The 14,278-nt window shown below is 71.8% G+C and carries 17 protein-coding genes; 10 read left to right on the top strand and 7 right to left on the bottom strand.

Translation table 11 applies throughout. The features are described 5' to 3' along the window. Positions 1–7: 7 nt before the first annotated feature. Entirely contained in the window at positions 8–1,327 is a 1,320-nt protein-coding gene (aroA, locus tag L8M95_RS15210; protein WP_260489279.1) for a 3-phosphoshikimate 1-carboxyvinyltransferase, read from the bottom strand. A 40-nt stretch (positions 1,328–1,367) separates the two neighbouring features. On the opposite strand from aroA, the gene L8M95_RS15205 reads away from it, so the two are divergent. Further along, entirely contained in the window at positions 1,368–2,192 is an 825-nt protein-coding gene (locus L8M95_RS15205) for an SOS response-associated peptidase (RefSeq protein ID WP_260486920.1), read from the top strand. A 27-nt stretch (positions 2,193–2,219) separates the two neighbouring features. On the opposite strand, the gene L8M95_RS15200 is transcribed toward L8M95_RS15205, so the two are convergent. Next, a complete protein-coding gene (locus L8M95_RS15200) occupies positions 2,220–2,753 on the bottom strand; it encodes an aminoacyl-tRNA deacylase (RefSeq protein WP_260486919.1) in 534 nt (177 codons plus the stop codon). A 106-nt stretch (positions 2,754–2,859) separates the two neighbouring features. Here L8M95_RS15200 and L8M95_RS15195 point away from each other — a divergent pair, with 106 nt between their 5' ends. Together L8M95_RS15195 and L8M95_RS15190 are read left to right on the top strand one after the other, a co-directional pair. Then, positions 2,860–3,537: a sigma-70 family RNA polymerase sigma factor gene (locus tag L8M95_RS15195; protein ID WP_260486918.1), complete on the top strand. Its 678-nt coding sequence runs from the start codon at positions 2,860–2,862 to the stop codon at positions 3,535–3,537. Continuing rightward, positions 3,537–3,863 carry a zf-HC2 domain-containing protein gene (locus L8M95_RS15190; protein ID WP_260486917.1) on the top strand — a complete coding sequence of 109 codons (327 nt, stop codon included), beginning with the start codon at positions 3,537–3,539 and terminating at the stop codon, positions 3,861–3,863. Before L8M95_RS15195 ends, L8M95_RS15190 begins: the two co-directional genes overlap by 1 nt. Positions 3,864–3,942: 79 nt before the next feature. Here L8M95_RS15190 and L8M95_RS17620 read toward each other — a convergent pair whose 3' ends face one another. After that, positions 3,943–4,017 (bottom strand): 50S ribosomal protein bL37, encoded by a 75-nt coding sequence (locus L8M95_RS17620; protein WP_370452405.1) that lies wholly within the window; start codon positions 4,015–4,017, stop codon positions 3,943–3,945. Positions 4,018–4,121: 104 nt separating this feature from the next. On the opposite strand from L8M95_RS17620, the gene L8M95_RS15185 reads away from it, so the two are divergent. Then, entirely contained in the window at positions 4,122–4,337 is a 216-nt protein-coding gene (locus L8M95_RS15185; RefSeq protein ID WP_260486916.1) for a biotin/lipoyl-binding carrier protein, read from the top strand. A gap of 114 nt (positions 4,338–4,451) precedes the next feature. Here L8M95_RS15185 and L8M95_RS15180 read toward each other — a convergent pair whose 3' ends face one another. After that, a complete protein-coding gene (locus tag L8M95_RS15180; protein WP_067712327.1) occupies positions 4,452–4,700 on the bottom strand; it encodes a WhiB family transcriptional regulator in 249 nt (82 codons plus the stop codon). Between the two features lie 388 nt (positions 4,701–5,088). Here L8M95_RS15180 and L8M95_RS15175 point away from each other — a divergent pair, with 388 nt between their 5' ends. Next, positions 5,089–5,517, top strand: a complete 429-nt coding sequence (locus L8M95_RS15175) for a hypothetical protein (RefSeq protein ID WP_260486915.1) — start codon at positions 5,089–5,091, stop codon at positions 5,515–5,517. Positions 5,518–5,562: 45 nt separating this feature from the next. Here the strand turns inward: L8M95_RS15175 and L8M95_RS15170 are convergent, their stop codons facing one another. Both L8M95_RS15170 and L8M95_RS15165 read right to left on the bottom strand, forming a co-directional pair. Beyond that, complete coding sequence (locus tag L8M95_RS15170; protein ID WP_260486914.1) at positions 5,563–6,858, bottom strand: PQQ-like beta-propeller repeat protein; 1,296 nt, start codon at positions 6,856–6,858, stop codon at positions 5,563–5,565. Positions 6,859–6,887: 29 nt separating this feature from the next. Then, the gene (locus tag L8M95_RS15165; protein WP_396119808.1) at positions 6,888–8,501 is read right to left on the bottom strand and encodes a DEAD/DEAH box helicase; all 1,614 of its coding nucleotides are present in this window, start codon (positions 8,499–8,501) and stop codon (positions 6,888–6,890) included. Positions 8,502–8,720: 219 nt separating this feature from the next. On the opposite strand from L8M95_RS15165, the gene L8M95_RS15160 reads away from it, so the two are divergent. Continuing rightward, entirely contained in the window at positions 8,721–8,948 is a 228-nt protein-coding gene (locus L8M95_RS15160; protein WP_260486912.1) for a DUF3107 domain-containing protein, read from the top strand. A 92-nt stretch (positions 8,949–9,040) separates the two neighbouring features. Here the strand turns inward: L8M95_RS15160 and L8M95_RS15155 are convergent, their stop codons facing one another. Beyond that, positions 9,041–9,709 carry a TetR/AcrR family transcriptional regulator gene (locus tag L8M95_RS15155; RefSeq protein ID WP_260486911.1) on the bottom strand — a complete coding sequence of 223 codons (669 nt, stop codon included), beginning with the start codon at positions 9,707–9,709 and terminating at the stop codon, positions 9,041–9,043. Positions 9,710–9,859: 150 nt separating this feature from the next. On the opposite strand from L8M95_RS15155, the gene L8M95_RS15150 reads away from it, so the two are divergent. From L8M95_RS15150 to L8M95_RS15135, 4 genes are read left to right on the top strand one after another with little or no spacing between them, the layout of a single operon-like run. Continuing rightward, a complete protein-coding gene (locus L8M95_RS15150) occupies positions 9,860–10,870 on the top strand; it encodes a DUF3152 domain-containing protein (protein ID WP_260486910.1) in 1,011 nt (336 codons plus the stop codon). Beyond that, the gene (locus tag L8M95_RS15145) at positions 10,867–12,087 is read left to right on the top strand and encodes a ThiF family adenylyltransferase (RefSeq protein ID WP_260486909.1); all 1,221 of its coding nucleotides are present in this window, start codon (positions 10,867–10,869) and stop codon (positions 12,085–12,087) included. Before L8M95_RS15150 ends, L8M95_RS15145 begins: the two co-directional genes overlap by 4 nt. 43 nt (positions 12,088–12,130) lie before the next feature. Next, positions 12,131–13,021: a TIGR02569 family protein gene (locus L8M95_RS15140; RefSeq protein WP_260486908.1), complete on the top strand. Its 891-nt coding sequence runs from the start codon at positions 12,131–12,133 to the stop codon at positions 13,019–13,021. Then, positions 13,018–14,244, top strand: a complete 1,227-nt coding sequence (locus L8M95_RS15135; RefSeq protein ID WP_260486907.1) for an MFS transporter — start codon at positions 13,018–13,020, stop codon at positions 14,242–14,244. The genes L8M95_RS15140 and L8M95_RS15135 overlap by 4 nt, the downstream gene beginning before the upstream one ends. Positions 14,245–14,278: the final 34 nt, after the last annotated feature.

The raw sequence follows: 14,278 nt of genomic DNA, 5'->3' as shown, positions 1-14,278 counted from the left end.
CCGCCCGTCAGCCCTGTCCGGCGAGCATGTCGGCCCACATCGTGGTGAAGCCGGGCAGGGTCTTGGCGGTGGACTCGACGTCGTCGACCTCGACGCCCGGGACGACGAGGCCGACGATGGCACCCGCGGTGGCCATGCGGTGGTCGGCGTAGGCGCGCCACGGGGCGCCGTGCAGCGGCGCCGGGGTGATCTCGAGGCCGTCGTCGAGTTCGGTGACGCCGCAGCCCACGGCGCCGAGTTCGGCGGCCAGTGCGGCGAGGCGGTCGGTCTCGTGCCCGCGCAGGTGCGCGATACCGGTGAGCCGGGACGGGCCGTCGGCGAGCGCGCACAGCGCGGCGATGGTCGGGGTGAGTTCGCCGATGGCGGACAGATCCAGGTCCACGGGGGATAGGTGTGAGGGACCGACGACGACGAGGGTGCCGTGGCCCGCACCGTCGGCGGACTCGAGGGTCACCGACGCACCCATGTCCTGCAGGATGCCGCGGATGGCGTCCCCGGGCTGGGTCGTGGTGACCGGCCAGTGGGGGATGCGGACGGTCCCGCCGGTGACCGCGGCGGCGGCGAGGAACGGGGTGGCGTTGGACAAGTCGGGCTCCACGACCCTGTCGACCGCCGCGATCGGGCCCGGCGCGACCCGCCACGACGACGGCGTCGGCCGGTCGACGGTGACCCCGGATTCGCGGAGCATCTCCAGCGTCATCTCGATGTGCGGCCCCGAGGGGACGGGGGAGGAACCGGTGTGGACCAGCTCGGCGCCCTCGTCGAACCGCGCGGCCGACAGCAGCAGGCCGGAGACGAACTGGGACGAGGCGGAGGCGTCCATCTCGACGCTGCCGCCCCGCAGCGAACCGGAGCCGTCGACGGTGAACGGCAGTCTGTTCCCGGTGACGGCGGCGCCCAGCGCACGCAGGGCGTCGAGCACGGTGGCCTGCGGGCGGACCCGGGCGGCGGGGTCGCCGTCGAAGGTGGACCGGCCGGTGGCCAGGGCGGCAACCGGCGGGACGAAGCGCATCACGGTCCCCGCCAGGCCGCACTCGACGTCGGCGCCCCGCAGCTCACCGGCGGTGATGACGAGATCGGTGTCGTCCGGGTCGAGCGGTCCGGACGGGCCCTCGATGCGTGTCCCCAGCGCCTGCAGCGCGCCGATCATGAGGTCGGTGTCCCGGCTGCGCAGGGTGCCGACGAGTCGGGAGGGGCCGTCGGCCAGTGCCGCGAGCACCAGGGCGCGGTTGGTCAGCGACTTGGACCCGGGGACGGCGACGTGCGCGTTCACGGGGCCGGAGGCGACGGGTGCGTTCCAATGACTCACCTGGCCATTGTCGCCCATCGGGGCGGCGTCCGGCCGACCCGGGTGCGAGGATGTCGGCATGTGTGGACGGTTCTCGCTCTCCTCGGACCCGGCGCAGCTCGCTGTGGAACTGGACGCGGTCGACGAGGCGACCTCCCCGCCCCCCGGGCTGTTCCCCGCCGTCGTGCCCCGGGAACCGCGGTTCAACATCGCGCCCACCACGACGATCCCGGTCCTGGCGCTGGACGTACCGCGGCCCGAGAGCCTCGACGAACCCGCCGGACCCGGGGAGACGGCCCATGCGGGTGGGCCTCGACGGGTCCTTCGGGGGATGCGGTGGGGGTTGGTCCCCTCGTGGGCCCGGGACACCCAGCGGTTGCCCAACCTGTTCAACGCCCGGGTGGAGACGGCGTACTCCAAGCCGTCGTTCCGGTCCGCGGTCGCCCGTCGTCACTGCGTGATTCCGATGGACGGATGGTACGAGTGGGTGCCCGGCGAACCGGCGACCCCCGGTGGGAAGGCCGGTCCCAAGCAGCCGTACTTCATGAGCATGCCGGGGGACCGCGGCCTGCTCATGGCCGGGCTGTGGGAGGCCCGTCGTGACCCGGTCGACGCCACCGTCACGCAACTGTCGTGCACGATCCTCACCACGGAGGCGCTCGGGTCGCTGCGCCGGGTGCACGACCGGATGCCACTGGTGGTGCATCCCGGGGTACTCGCGGACTGGCTCGATCCGGCGGTGATGGGCGACCCGCGTGCCCTGGTGGACGGCGCCGGCGGTGACCTGGGCGAGTGGGCCGAGTCGGTGGAGATCAGACCCGTGTCGCGGGCGGTCTCCAGCGTGCGCAACGACGGGCCGGAGCTCGTGCGGCCGGTCGACCCCGTGGAGGGGATGCTCTTCTGACCCCGTGCTCTATCCGTTCGCCGTGCTCTATCCGCCCGCCGTGATGGGGGCGGTCACCGCCCGGGTGAGCGTGACCAGATCGGCGGGGGCGAGCTCGATCTCCCATCCGCGCCTCCCCGCGCTGCACAGGATCGTGGGGTGGCCCAGCGCCGAGGCGTCCACCACCGTCGTCAGGCTCCGCTTCTGGCCGACGGGGGACACTCCTCCGACGACGTACCCGGTGGTCTTCTCCGTCACGTCGACGGGGGCGAGTGCGGTCCTCCCGCATCCCAGGGCGGCGGCGGTGGCCTTGAGATCCAGAGAACAGGTCACGGGCAGTACGGCCACGGCGAGCGGGACCCGTGAACCCTCGGGAGGCCTGCCGGTGGCCAGGACCAGTGTCTTGAACACGCGGCCGGGGTCCACGCCCAGTCGCTCACCCATCACGCGGGCCGCCTCGTCGCCGTAGGCGGTCTCGCCGGTCGGGTCATAGGTGTGCACGACGTGGTCGACGCCGGCCTCACGTAGTGCGGCGATCGCCGGCGTCGCCGCGGCTCCGCTCCGTCCCCTCTTACTGCTCACGGGAGGGGAGCCTAGCGTCCGGGGCACCGCGGAATAGCGAGGTGGACCTCCGCGTTGATTCTGAGCAGGTACCCGGGGTCGGTCCCGGGTAGGAAGGGAGGGTGCGATGCGGACCGCGGTCCTCGACGCCCCGGGCGTGCCGTTAGACTCCGGGACATCGACAGGTGAGGAGTTCCGGTTGCCGACCGAGTTGCGGCCCGACGAGGCCGACCAGCGCGCGGAGAGGTTCGAGGAGCTGGCCATGCCACTCCTCGACCAGCTCTACGGCGCGGCCCTGCGGATGACCCGGAACCCCGCCGATGCGGAGGACCTGGTGCAGGAGGCCTACGCCAAGGCCTTCGCCGGGTTCCACTCGTTCAAGCCGGGGACGAACTTCCGCGCGTGGATGCACCGCATCCTCACCAACGCGTACATCAACCACTACCGCAAGCGACAGCGCCAGCCCGCGCAGTACCCGACCGACGAGATCACCGACTGGCAGCTGGCCGCCGCGGCCGAGCACACCTCGACGGGCCTGCGCTCGGCGGAGGTCGAGGCGATGGAGTTGCTGCCGGACGACGAGATCCGGGCGGCGTTGGCCGAACTCCCGGAGGAGTTCCGGATGGCGGTGTACTACGCCGACGTGCAGGGCCTGCCGTACAAGGAGATCGCGGAGATCATGGACACCCCGCTGGGGACCGTGATGTCGCGTCTGCACCGCGGTCGCAAGCAGCTGCGGGAGTTGTTGCGCGACGTCGCCACCGAGCGGGGCTTCGGCCGCGGCCGTGAGGAGGGGGCGAAGTGATGAGGGAGCACGACCCGCGACTCGACGAGATCGACTGTCAGTCGGCGTTGCGCGATCTGTCGCTGCTGGTGGACCTCGAGTGCGATGACGCCTGCCGCTCTCGTCTCGAACACCATCTCGCCGGCTGCCCGGACTGCCGGGAGATGTTCCTGTCGGAGCGTCGTCTCAAGGCGAAGCTCTCCAGTTCGTGCTGCGAGAAGGCGCCCACCGGGCTGCGGGAACGTCTGATGGTCGAGATCCGACGCACCACGGTGACCACGACGGATGTGGACGGCACGACCGTGGTCCACAGGCGCACGACCGTCGAGAGGCGCGACATCAACTGATCCGCGGATGCGGCGACGGACGACGAGGGGGCGGGCACCGGTCAGGTGCCCGCCCCCTCGTCGTCCACGGTGTCCGGACTCAGCTGTTCGGACGCTTGCCGTGGTTGGCGTTCTTCTTACGGCGATCCCGCCTCTTGCGGCCACGCTTGCTCATGGTCGCCTCCTTTCGTCGGTGTACAAGTCTTCCATGCGCGGGCCCGTGTGGTTGCATTGGAGGTGTCCGGGGGCCGTTGTCGAGGAAGCAGAGGAATTATCCATATGACTGAACAGGTCCGTGCCGAGATGGTCGCGAACGTCTTGGAGGTTGTCGCGGCGGCCGGCACCGAGGTCGCCGAGGGCGACACCATCGTGCTCCTGGAGTCGATGAAGATGGAGATCCCGGTGCTGTGTGAGGGCTCGGGCACCGTCACCGAGATCGCGGTGAAGCCCGGGGACGTCATCCAGGCGGGCGATCTCATCGCAGTCATCGACTGACGCGGGTTCGCCACAGAGGCGAGAGGCCGGCCCCCACCCTGATCGGGTTGGGGACCGGCCTCTCGTGCGCTGGCCGTCTGGGGTTCGGACGACGGCCGCGTCAGACGGTCGGGGTCAGACCGTGGTGCGGGTGCGGGCCCGGCGACGCTTGAGGGCGCGTCGCTCGTCCTCGCTCATGCCACCCCACACGCCGGCGTCCTGGCCGGACTCGAGGGCCCAGGTCAGGCACTCGGCGGTGACGGGGCAACGGTTGCAGACGATCTTCGCCTCGGCGATCTGCGCGAGGGCGGGTCCGGAATTGCCGACGGGGAAGAACAGCTCGGGATCCTCGTCGCGACAGATGGCCTTGTGGCGCCAGTCCATGGGAGCTCCTTCGGTGTGAGGCCGTGATCGGGTGCGCCGGACAGCACGAAAAGGCGCCGTTCAGGCGTGGACCTGTAGGATCGACGAAAGAACGCGCGTGTTCGGTGACACCCGGCGGGGTGGTGGGGGTAGTACCCGCTCCGCGGGCTCGCTCCTGGCGGAGTGGCTCCCGGTTAAGGCTAGGCAAACACGGTGTGTCTGCGCTGTTACAAATGATCGTCCCACGATTCTGGGACAAGTCAACCCTCTCGAGCGACTATGTGTTAAACGTCACGCGCTTTGTCAAATCGGTGCGAAACCGCACACCAGAGGCTGTTATGGCCTAAGCGAAGTGTGCTCCGCCCGGGGTGTGGGGCCTGCCGGATCCGGCTCCGCATACTCTTGAGAGGTGAACGTGAGTCGACGGGATGAGCCCCGTTTCCAGGCCGACCCCCGGGTCGCGATCCCCGGTCCGGTCCGCCTCGCCGGCTGGATCGCCTCTGCTCAGGGGCTCATCGGGGTCGGAGTCGCCGTGGTCCTCCTCGTCCGCGCGATCGGGGGCCATCGTGAGGAGACCGTGGTCATCAGCGGGTACGGGACCGCTGTGTGGTTCGCGATCCTCGGGGGCGGGTTGTTGGCGGCGGGCCTGGGGCTGCTGCGCGGTCGGAGGTGGGGGCGTGGTCTGGTGGTGATCGCCGAGCTGCTGCTGCTCTTCGTCGCGTGGTACGTCGGGGTGGGGTCGCACCAGTACCTGGCCGGGATCATCCTCGCGGCGGTGTGTGCGACGGCGTTGGTGGCGCTGTTCCGGCGTGACGCCGTCGAGTGGTATGCCACCTGACCGACCGCGTCGGCCTGCGCGCCGGGGAGATCTCCCGGGGCGCGGTCAGGTCAGCAGTTTGTAGGCGTGGATCTGCCCGGCCCGGCGTTCGTAGAGGATGTCGCCGATCTGTGCCAGCCCGGTGACGCCGCCGCCTGATGTGCCGGTGGCGCCCAGCCGCAGGGTCTCGAATCCGGTGTCGTGGTCCAGGAGCCCGAATCCGCCGGCGACGGGGATGAGCACCCAGTCCCGCGCGGTCCGGACCTCGGGGTCGGGTGACCACCCGCCGGTCATACCCGGGCCGGTGGTCCCTCCGGCAGTCCACGAGTGCTGGCCGGTGTCGGTCCGGAAGGCGTGGGTGGAGGCGCCGTCGTACCACCGCGCCTGCGTCTCGTCGGCGGACAGGGTCGGGACGCCGGGCTTCATCGCGGGTTCGGAGTCCAGCCGCAGGACGGGGGAGTACTGCCGAGGGGCGGTGAACCATTCCACCGCCCAGGCACCGTCGCGGCTGGTCAGGGCGAGGACGCCGTCGTCGCTGACATCGATGATCCAGAGGTCGTCGGCTCCGGTGGTGTCCGAGGCGATCTCCTCGGGCTTGCGACTGTCCTCGGGGACGGTCTCGGCCAGGGTGAGGCGTGCGGAGTCGTCACCGGGGCAGCGTTCGGCGACCGCGAACCGGTCGTCGGTGAGGTCCGCCGTTCCGAGCGTGCACCCGGCGCGCGGTTGCATGTCCGCCTCCTGGGGTGCCTCGACGGAGCCGTACTCGACGGTGCGGACCAGGTCGTCGCGCCAGATCTCGAGCCGGTCGGGGCCGGAGGCGAGCGCGTGCCGCCACGTCGAGGTTAACTCCATCCCGTCGGAGAAGGCGCTCTGCCGGGTGCTCGTGTACTGCTGCGTCGTCGGGTCGAGGGCGGTGACGTCGCTGCAGCCGGCGGCGCCCTGGAAGGCGGCGGCCAGGACGTCGGCGTAGAAGGTGGCCGCGCAGAAGCGGCCGGCGTGCGAGTACGTCCACCGCTGCTCCCCGGAGCCGGCGTCGCGACCCACCAGGGTCCCGTCGGCGTCGAGGGTGACGAGGTTGCCCTTGGTGGTCAGCGGGGCTCCCGTGCCCTCCGAGGCGTGGGACCACAGGGGGCGGAGCGAGGCGGGTCGCTCGACGGCGGGACCGTAGACGGGCTGCTCGTCGTCAGCAGGACCGAACTGAGATCGCGCCGCGCTGCCCGACAGCAGAACGGTGGCGGCGACCACGGCCATGACGACGACGATGACGGCCGCGGCCACCAGGTCACGGCGTGTCGCCCGTTCGGAGGGCACGCCGAGGACCCGGCGGCCCCGGCCGCCGGAGGCGTGACTGTCTGCGCGCACGTGCCGTGGGTGGGGACGTGGTGGCCTGGTCAGTCCTGACCGGACTGATCGGACGACGACGACGAGGGGCGCCGACGGCGACGGCGGCGCCGCGCGGGTGCATCCCCGGAGCCGGCCGAATCATCCCCGGTCGCCGTCCCGGGAGCGGGGTCACCGGACGAGGTGGGCGCCGGGGACCCGTCAGCGCCGGAGGCGTCGGTCCGGGTACGTCGTCGGCGGGGCCGCGATCCGGTCCCGGTCTCCCGCGTGGATCCGCGGGACTCCCGGTCGGCCGGGCGGCGGCCGGAACCGGTTCCGGTGGCGGCGCCGACACGCCCGCCCGCGCCCTCGGGGATCCCGAGGTCGGACCGCAGGTGCGGGGACGTCGAGTAGGTCTCGGCGGGTTCGCCGGACTCGAGCCCGAGCGCCTTGTCGATCAGACCCCACCGGGGCAGGTCGTCCCAGTCCACGAGGGTGACGGCGACACCCGTGCGCCCTGCACGGCCGGTGCGGCCGATCCGGTGCACGTAGGTCTTCTCGTCCTCGGGGCACTGGTAGTTGATGACGTGGGTGACGTCGTCGACGTCGATCCCGCGAGCCGCGACATCGGTTGCGACCAGCACGTCGACGTCACCGGAACGGAACGCCCTGAGCGACTTCTCGCGGGCACCCTGGCCGAGATCGCCGTGGATCGCCCCCACCCGGAAGCCACGTTCGGCGAGATCGTCGGCCAGCTTCTGGGCGGTGCGCTTGGTGCGGCAGAAGATCATCGTCGCGCCCCGGCCCTCGGCCTGCAGGATCCGCGAGACCACCTCGGGCTTGTCGAGTGAATGGGCCCGGTAGACGTACTGGGTGGTGTTCTCGTGCGTGGCACCGGAGTCGGCGGCCTCGGCCCGGATGTGCGTCGGCTTGGTGAGGAACGTCCGCGCCAGGGTGATGATCGGCCCCGGCATCGTGGCCGAGAAGAGCATGGTCTGGCGCTTGTCCGGGACCATGCGCAGCAGCTTCTCGATGTCGGGCAGGAACCCCAGGTCGAGCATCTCGTCGGCCTCGTCCAGGACGAGCGCCTCGACCTTGCCCAGGACGAGCTTCGACTGGTTCGCGAGGTCGAGCAGGCGCCCGGGCGTGCCCACGACCACGTCGACGCCCTTCTCCAGGGCCTCGGTCTGCTGCTCGTACGGCGTGCCGCCGTAGATCGCGAGGACCTTGAGCGGGCGGGTGCCCGAGCCGGAGGGTGCGGTGAGTCCGGTGGCGGCGATCTTGAGGTCCTGGGTGACCTGGACGCACAACTCACGGGTGGGGACGATGATCAGTGCCCGCGGGGTCCCGTCTAGCTCCCTGGTCGCCTCGCCGGTGGCGATGCGGTGCAGGAGCGGGACACCGAACCCGTAGGTCTTGCCCATTCCGGTGCGGGCCTGACCGATCAGGTCGGATCCCGCCAGCGCCAGGGGGAGGGTGAGCTCCTGGATGGCGAACGTGTGGGTGATCCCGCGCTCGGCGAGCGCGGTGACGATCTCGGGTCGCACGCCGAGCTCGGCGAAGCTGGGGGAGGAGTCGGAGGACGGGGCGTCGACGACGGCTGTCGTCGTGGCCATGCCGTCGACTTCTTCGGTGGTGACATCTGTGGTGGACAGGGCGGTGCCTTTCTCGTCTCGCGCGCGGATGGTTCGGGCCGCACAAGGTCCGGCCTCGCGAGCGGGGCGCGCGCACATTTCCACGCGGACCTGTCGCGCCCGACACCGGAGCGATCCGGATCCGGGGAGTGATCCACGTGCACACATCCTATCCCGTGCCGCCGCCTTCCGAGCACGTCGGGCTAGCCTGGATCGCACGTATCACCGAAGACGGCGTGACAGGCGCCTACGACGAGAAGGGCAGGCACCGTGGAGGTCAAGATCGGCATCGCCGACAGCAACCGTGAGCTCGTGTTCAAGACCGGGATGGCGCCGGAGGACGTCTACAAGCGCGTCGAGGCGGCCCTGACCGCCGAGGCCAAGTCCGTCCTCGAGCTCGAGGACGAGAAGGGGCGCCGCTACCTCGTCTCCACGGATCGGGTGGCGTACGTCGAGATCGGGGAGACCGCGCGCCGCGCGGTCGGGTTCCTCTCCTAGGGGCTGGAGACCCCGCGGGGTCCGCGGTGACGGTCCCCGCGGCCCCGGGGTCGGTTCCCGGTCCGGACCGGGTCCGGACCGGGAACCGGGACCTAGGTCGGCTGATCGCCCGGACCGGGGCGGTCCCCTCCGTGTCGCGGGATCTTCGACAGGCCACCCCAACAGAGGGTGACCGTCGTGGAGACCGCGTCCGCGCGGGGGATCGGTCGGCCGGCGTCGAGCCAGTGCCCCGCGCTGACGCGGCTGGCGCCGACCAGTCCGACGGCCAACAACCGCGACCGGTGGGCGTCGAGACCGGAATCCCCGCGGACGAGGTCGTGGACCGCCTCGATACAGCCGTCGGTGGCCCGGTCGAGTTCCCGCCGGACATCCTCATCGCCGGACTCGGAGTAGAACACCAGGCGGAAGCCGCGGGTGTCGGAGTCGGCGTACGCGAAGAACGTGTCGACGGCGGCCTCGACCCGGCGACGGTTGTCCGAGGTCGAGTCCAGCGCGGCGCGGATGCGCCCGAGCAGTTCGTCCACATGGTGGCGCAGTACCTCGATGTACAGGTCCCGCTTGGAGTCGAAGTGCTGGTAGAGCACAGGTTTGGAGACGCCGGCCAGGACGGCGATGTCGTCCATCCCGGAGGAGTGGAAGCCCTGGTCCACGAACACGGTCCCGGCGGCGTCGATCAGCTGGCTGCGGCGGGCCCCCCGGGGGAGGCGGGCAGCCCTCGCGCGGCCCGGGGCGGCCGGGAAGGGTCCGTCCGGGCTCGGCATGTGCTGGCTCCTGTCCGCCCGGGCGGGAGTCGACAGGCGTCCGGGCCAGACGGACAATACCTGCACCGGCGGAGTGCGGGAGGAGGCGCCTCACCCCGCATGTGGGATCGTGTAGGCCTTGACTTCAGGAGCGGACGTGGAGGTGTACCGATGAGCGACGGCCGTCGCCGGACGCCCGACGGTGTGGACACCGGGGGCCGTCAGCGGGCGCCGTACTACCCTCCGCACGGTGAGCCGCTGCGCGCGCCGTGGGACCCGCAGGAGTCGACCCCGGGTCGTCGCCGGTCGGTGCCCGGGTCACGGGATCACCTGCCCCGGCAGACCGCGATCGGCCGGTTCTTCTCCACGTGGGGCTGGCGGGCGTACGCGATCCCGGTCCTGCTGGTCCTCACCGCACTGGTGATCGGGGACGCGATCGTCTCGCCGGGGACGTCGGACGAGGAGCGGGTCGTCCGCGCCGAGGAGACACCGGCCGTCGTCGGGGTTCCCGCGACGGGCGAGGTCCCGCCCAGCGGGGAGTTGCCGGAGGGCGGCCCCTTCGTCGAGGCCGCGGGCGGCGGGTTCAGGACCGTGCCCGGGGACACCGATCCGGTGGGGAGTCCGTCGGCCGAGCGGTACACCTACACGGTGGAGATCGAGGACGGGATCGACACCACCGACTTCGGAGGGGACGAGTCGGTCGCCCGGATGGTCGACGCGACGCTCGCCAACCCCAAGAGCTGGACGGCGGACGGGGCCGTCGCGTTCCAGCGGGTCACCGGGGCCGAGCCGGCCTTCCGGGTCTCGTTGGCCAGCCCCATCACGGTTCGTGAGAACTGCGGGTACGACATCGAACTCGAGGCGAGTTGCTACAACTCCGCCACGGGACGCGTCTACCTCAACCTGGCCCGCTGGGTGCGTGGGGCGAGGTCCTTCCAGGGGGACATCGGGTCCTACCGGCAGTATCTGGTCAACCACGAGGTGGGCCACGCGATCGGCTACCCGGCGCACGACCCCTGCCCGGCCGACGGCGCACTGGCGCCGATCATGATGCAGCAGACGTTCGGGGTGAACAACGGCGACATCCACAAGCTGGATCCCGAGGGTGTCGTCCCGGACAACGACGACACGTGTCGATACAACGCCTGGCCGTTCCCCGACGGACCCCCGGTGACGAGATGAGTGCCGTGGGCGGGGCGGCGGAGCGCGTACTCCCACCCCTGGTCGACCCGGTGCCGGAGCTGACCAGGGACGAGCGGGAACTGTACTCGCGGCACCTGTTGCTCGGCGCGATCGGTGACGAGGGGCAGCGTCGCCTGCGCGCCGCGTCCGTGTTCGTCGTGGGCGCCGGCGGCCTGGGCGCCCCCGTGCTCATGTACCTCGCCGCGGCGGGGGTCGGTCGGATCACGGTCGTCGACGACGACGAGGTGGACCTCGGCAATCTGCACCGGCAGGTGATCCACTCCGTGGGAGCGGTGGGCCGACCGAAGGTGGATTCGGCCCGGGACCGGCTGGCCGAGTTGGCCCCCGGGGTCGAGGTCGAGGCTCTCCACACGCGACTCGACGCACTGAACATCGGTGCCCTGCTCGAGGGCCATCATCTGGTGATCGACGGCAGTGACAACTTCGCCACCCGGTATCTGGTCTCCGACGCGTGCGAGATCGCCGGGATCCCGCTCATCTGGGGGACCATCGACCGGTTCCGGGCGCAGCTCGCCGTGTTCTGGTCGCGCCCGCCCGCACCCGCGGACCCGGTGACGCTGCGGGACCTCTACCCGTCGCCGCCACCACCGGGGTCGGTGCCCAGCTGTGCCGAGGCCGGTGTCGTGGGCGCCCTGTGCGGCACGGTCGGGTCGATGATGGCCATGGAGGCCGTCAAGCTCGTGACCGGTGCCGGCCAGCCGCTGCTCGGGCGCCTCGTCCTCATGGATCTGCTCGAGTCCACCCACCGGACGGTGACGATCCGCCCGGACCCGTCGAGGGAACCGGTCACCCGGTTGCCCGACGGCGCCGACGACGTCTCCTGCGAGGTGCCGACACCCGGGTCGCCGACCGTCACCGCCGCCGAGCTCGCGGAGGAGTTGGGCGGGGCCGGGCCCTCCGGTGCCCCCGCCCCGGTCCTCGTGGACGTCCGCGGGGCGGGGGAGCGGTCCATCGCCCGGATCGACCCGTCGGTGTGGGTGCCGTTGGACTCCGTAGCCGAGGACGCGGGTGATCCGACCGGTGTCCTCGGTCGCGCCGCCGCCCGCGGGCCGTTGGTCCTGTACTGCAAGTCGGGTGTGCGGTCCGCCCGCGCCGCCACGACCCTGGCCGGGGCCGGTTTCGCCGGGGTCCGATCGTTGGCGGGCGGGATCGAGGCCTGGACACGCGACGTCGACCCGTCCCTGCCCGGGTATTGACCGTGGGGATGGGTAGCGTGGGCGGATGGGTAGCGTGGGCGGAGTGAACGACGTGAGCGTCCCCGAACACGTCCGCGGCGCGTTCGGCGTGGCGGACGGCCCTGCCGTCCCCGTGATCGCCGGCTCCGGTACCGGCTGGCTGGTGTCGACGTCCGGGGCCGCCCTCGTACTCCGGCCCGTCGCGGACACCGCACTGGCGAACTGGTCCGCCCGGGTCCGCGAGGAACTCGATGTGACGGGACTGCGGGTCGCGCTGCCGGTCCGCTCCCGCGACGGTCGGCACGTCGTGAGCGGATGGCGCGCCGACAGGGTCGTCACCGGTCGGCCAGAGGCGCGCGCCGACGAGACCATCGCGTGGTCGGCCCGGATCAACGCGGCGCTCGCCGGCGTCGAGCGACCGCGCCCGGCCACCCGCCCGGCGACGAGGCCGTGGGCCGAGACCGACCTGTTCTCGTTCGCCGAGGCGGCCGCCTGGGACGGTGATCCCGAGCACGACCTCGCCCCCGGGATGGAGGACCGGGGCACCCCGTTCGCGACCCACCGCGCAGCCGCCCTGCTCGGTGCGACGGGCCTGATCCGACATCGCCGGCCGGTCGGGACGACAGTGGCCGGCGTGGTCCACGGGGACCTCGCCCGGGGACTGCTCTTCGATTCCTCCGCCGAGCCGGCGCTGACCGACGTCGTCCCCTACGCCCGGCCCGCCTCGTGGTCGGCCGCGGTCGTCGCCGTGGACCACCTGTCGTGGGGCACGGTGGACTCCGGGGTCCTCCGCAGGTGGCGCCATCTCGAGCACTGGCCCCAGATGGTCCTGCGCGCCGCCGTGTTCCGCCTGGCGGTGCACGCTCTCCACCCGGGTTCGCGGCCGCACGCGATGGACGGCTTGCAGTCGATGGCCCGTGAGGTCGGCGAGTTCGTCGGGGACACCGCCGAATGAGCCCCGACTCCCCGCGGGGGTCGACCCGCCGGGGCGCCCTCGCGTTCCCGCTCGTTGCTCTGGTCGGTGTCATCCTCGTCTCGCTGAACCTCCGGACGGCCGTGACCTCCCTCAGCCCGCTGCTCGGGGTGATCGACGCCGAGATCGGTCTCGGCGCCGCCGGGATGGGACTGCTGGGCATGGTCCCCACCGCCATGTTCGCGGTGTGGGGTGTCCTCACCCCGATGGTCCTGCGTCGGATGGGCCTGGAGCTGCTGACGGTCCTCGCGATGGTCGCGGCGGCCGCGGGTCAGATCATCCGGGCCCTCGCCCACGACCCGGTAGTGATGGGGGTCGGGTCCCTCATCGCACTGGCCGGGATGGGTATCGGCAACGTCGTCGCCCCGCCCCTGGTCAAGAAGTACTTCCCGCGGCACGTGGCCGCGGTCAGCATGGCCTACATCACCGGCCTGCAGCTGGGCACCGTCGTTCCCGCGCTGGTCGCCGTGCCCGTCGAGGAGGCCGCGGGGTGGCGGGTCTCGATCGGCTGGTGGGCGGTCCTCGCCGTCGTCGCCGCGATCCCGTGGATCGTCGAGATCCTGAACCCGGGGGTGCCCACCGCCCCGCCCCGCCACGTCGACGGTGCCACCGACGCCCCGGCCCGGCGCATCCGCCCGTGGCGCTCGCCGGTCGGCGTGGCCCTGGCCCTGTTCTTCGGCACCAACTCCCTGTGCACGTACGCGTTCTTCACCTGGCTCCCGGCCGTGGCCGAGTCGATCGGGATGACCCGCGCCGAGGGCGGGTTGGCGCTGGCCGTCTACTCGGCGATCGGGCTCGTCGCAGCCCTGGTGGTGCCGTGGGCCGCGGGCCGTTTCGAGGACCCGTACGCCGTCGTCGTCGTCTCCGTCGTGTCCTATCTGGCCGGGTTCGCCGGCCTGCTCTGGGCGCCCGGCGCGGCGTGGGTGTGGATCTGCCTGCTCGGGGTGGGGCCCAGCACGTTCCCCCTCTGCCTGACGTTGATCAACCTCCGCACGCGCACACAGGCGGGTTCCGCTGCGCTCTCGGGGTTCTCCCAGGGCGTCGGGTACACGGCCGCGTCCCTGGGGCCGCTCGTGTTCGGCATGCTGTTCGACGGACCCGGGCTCGGTGCCGGCCTGGCGTTCCTCACGGTGGTCCTGGTGATCATGACGGTCGTCTCGCGGACCGCCTGCCGCCCGAACATGCTCGAGGACACCCTGCGCTGACCCTCGCGGCGGGGCGATGTCGTAGGCGTGTGGT

The sequence above is a fragment of the Dietzia sp. B32 genome (assembly GCF_024732245.1).
GTDB lineage: Bacteria > Actinomycetota > Actinomycetes > Mycobacteriales > Mycobacteriaceae > Dietzia.
This window is presented reverse-complemented; position numbering and strand designations above follow the sequence as displayed.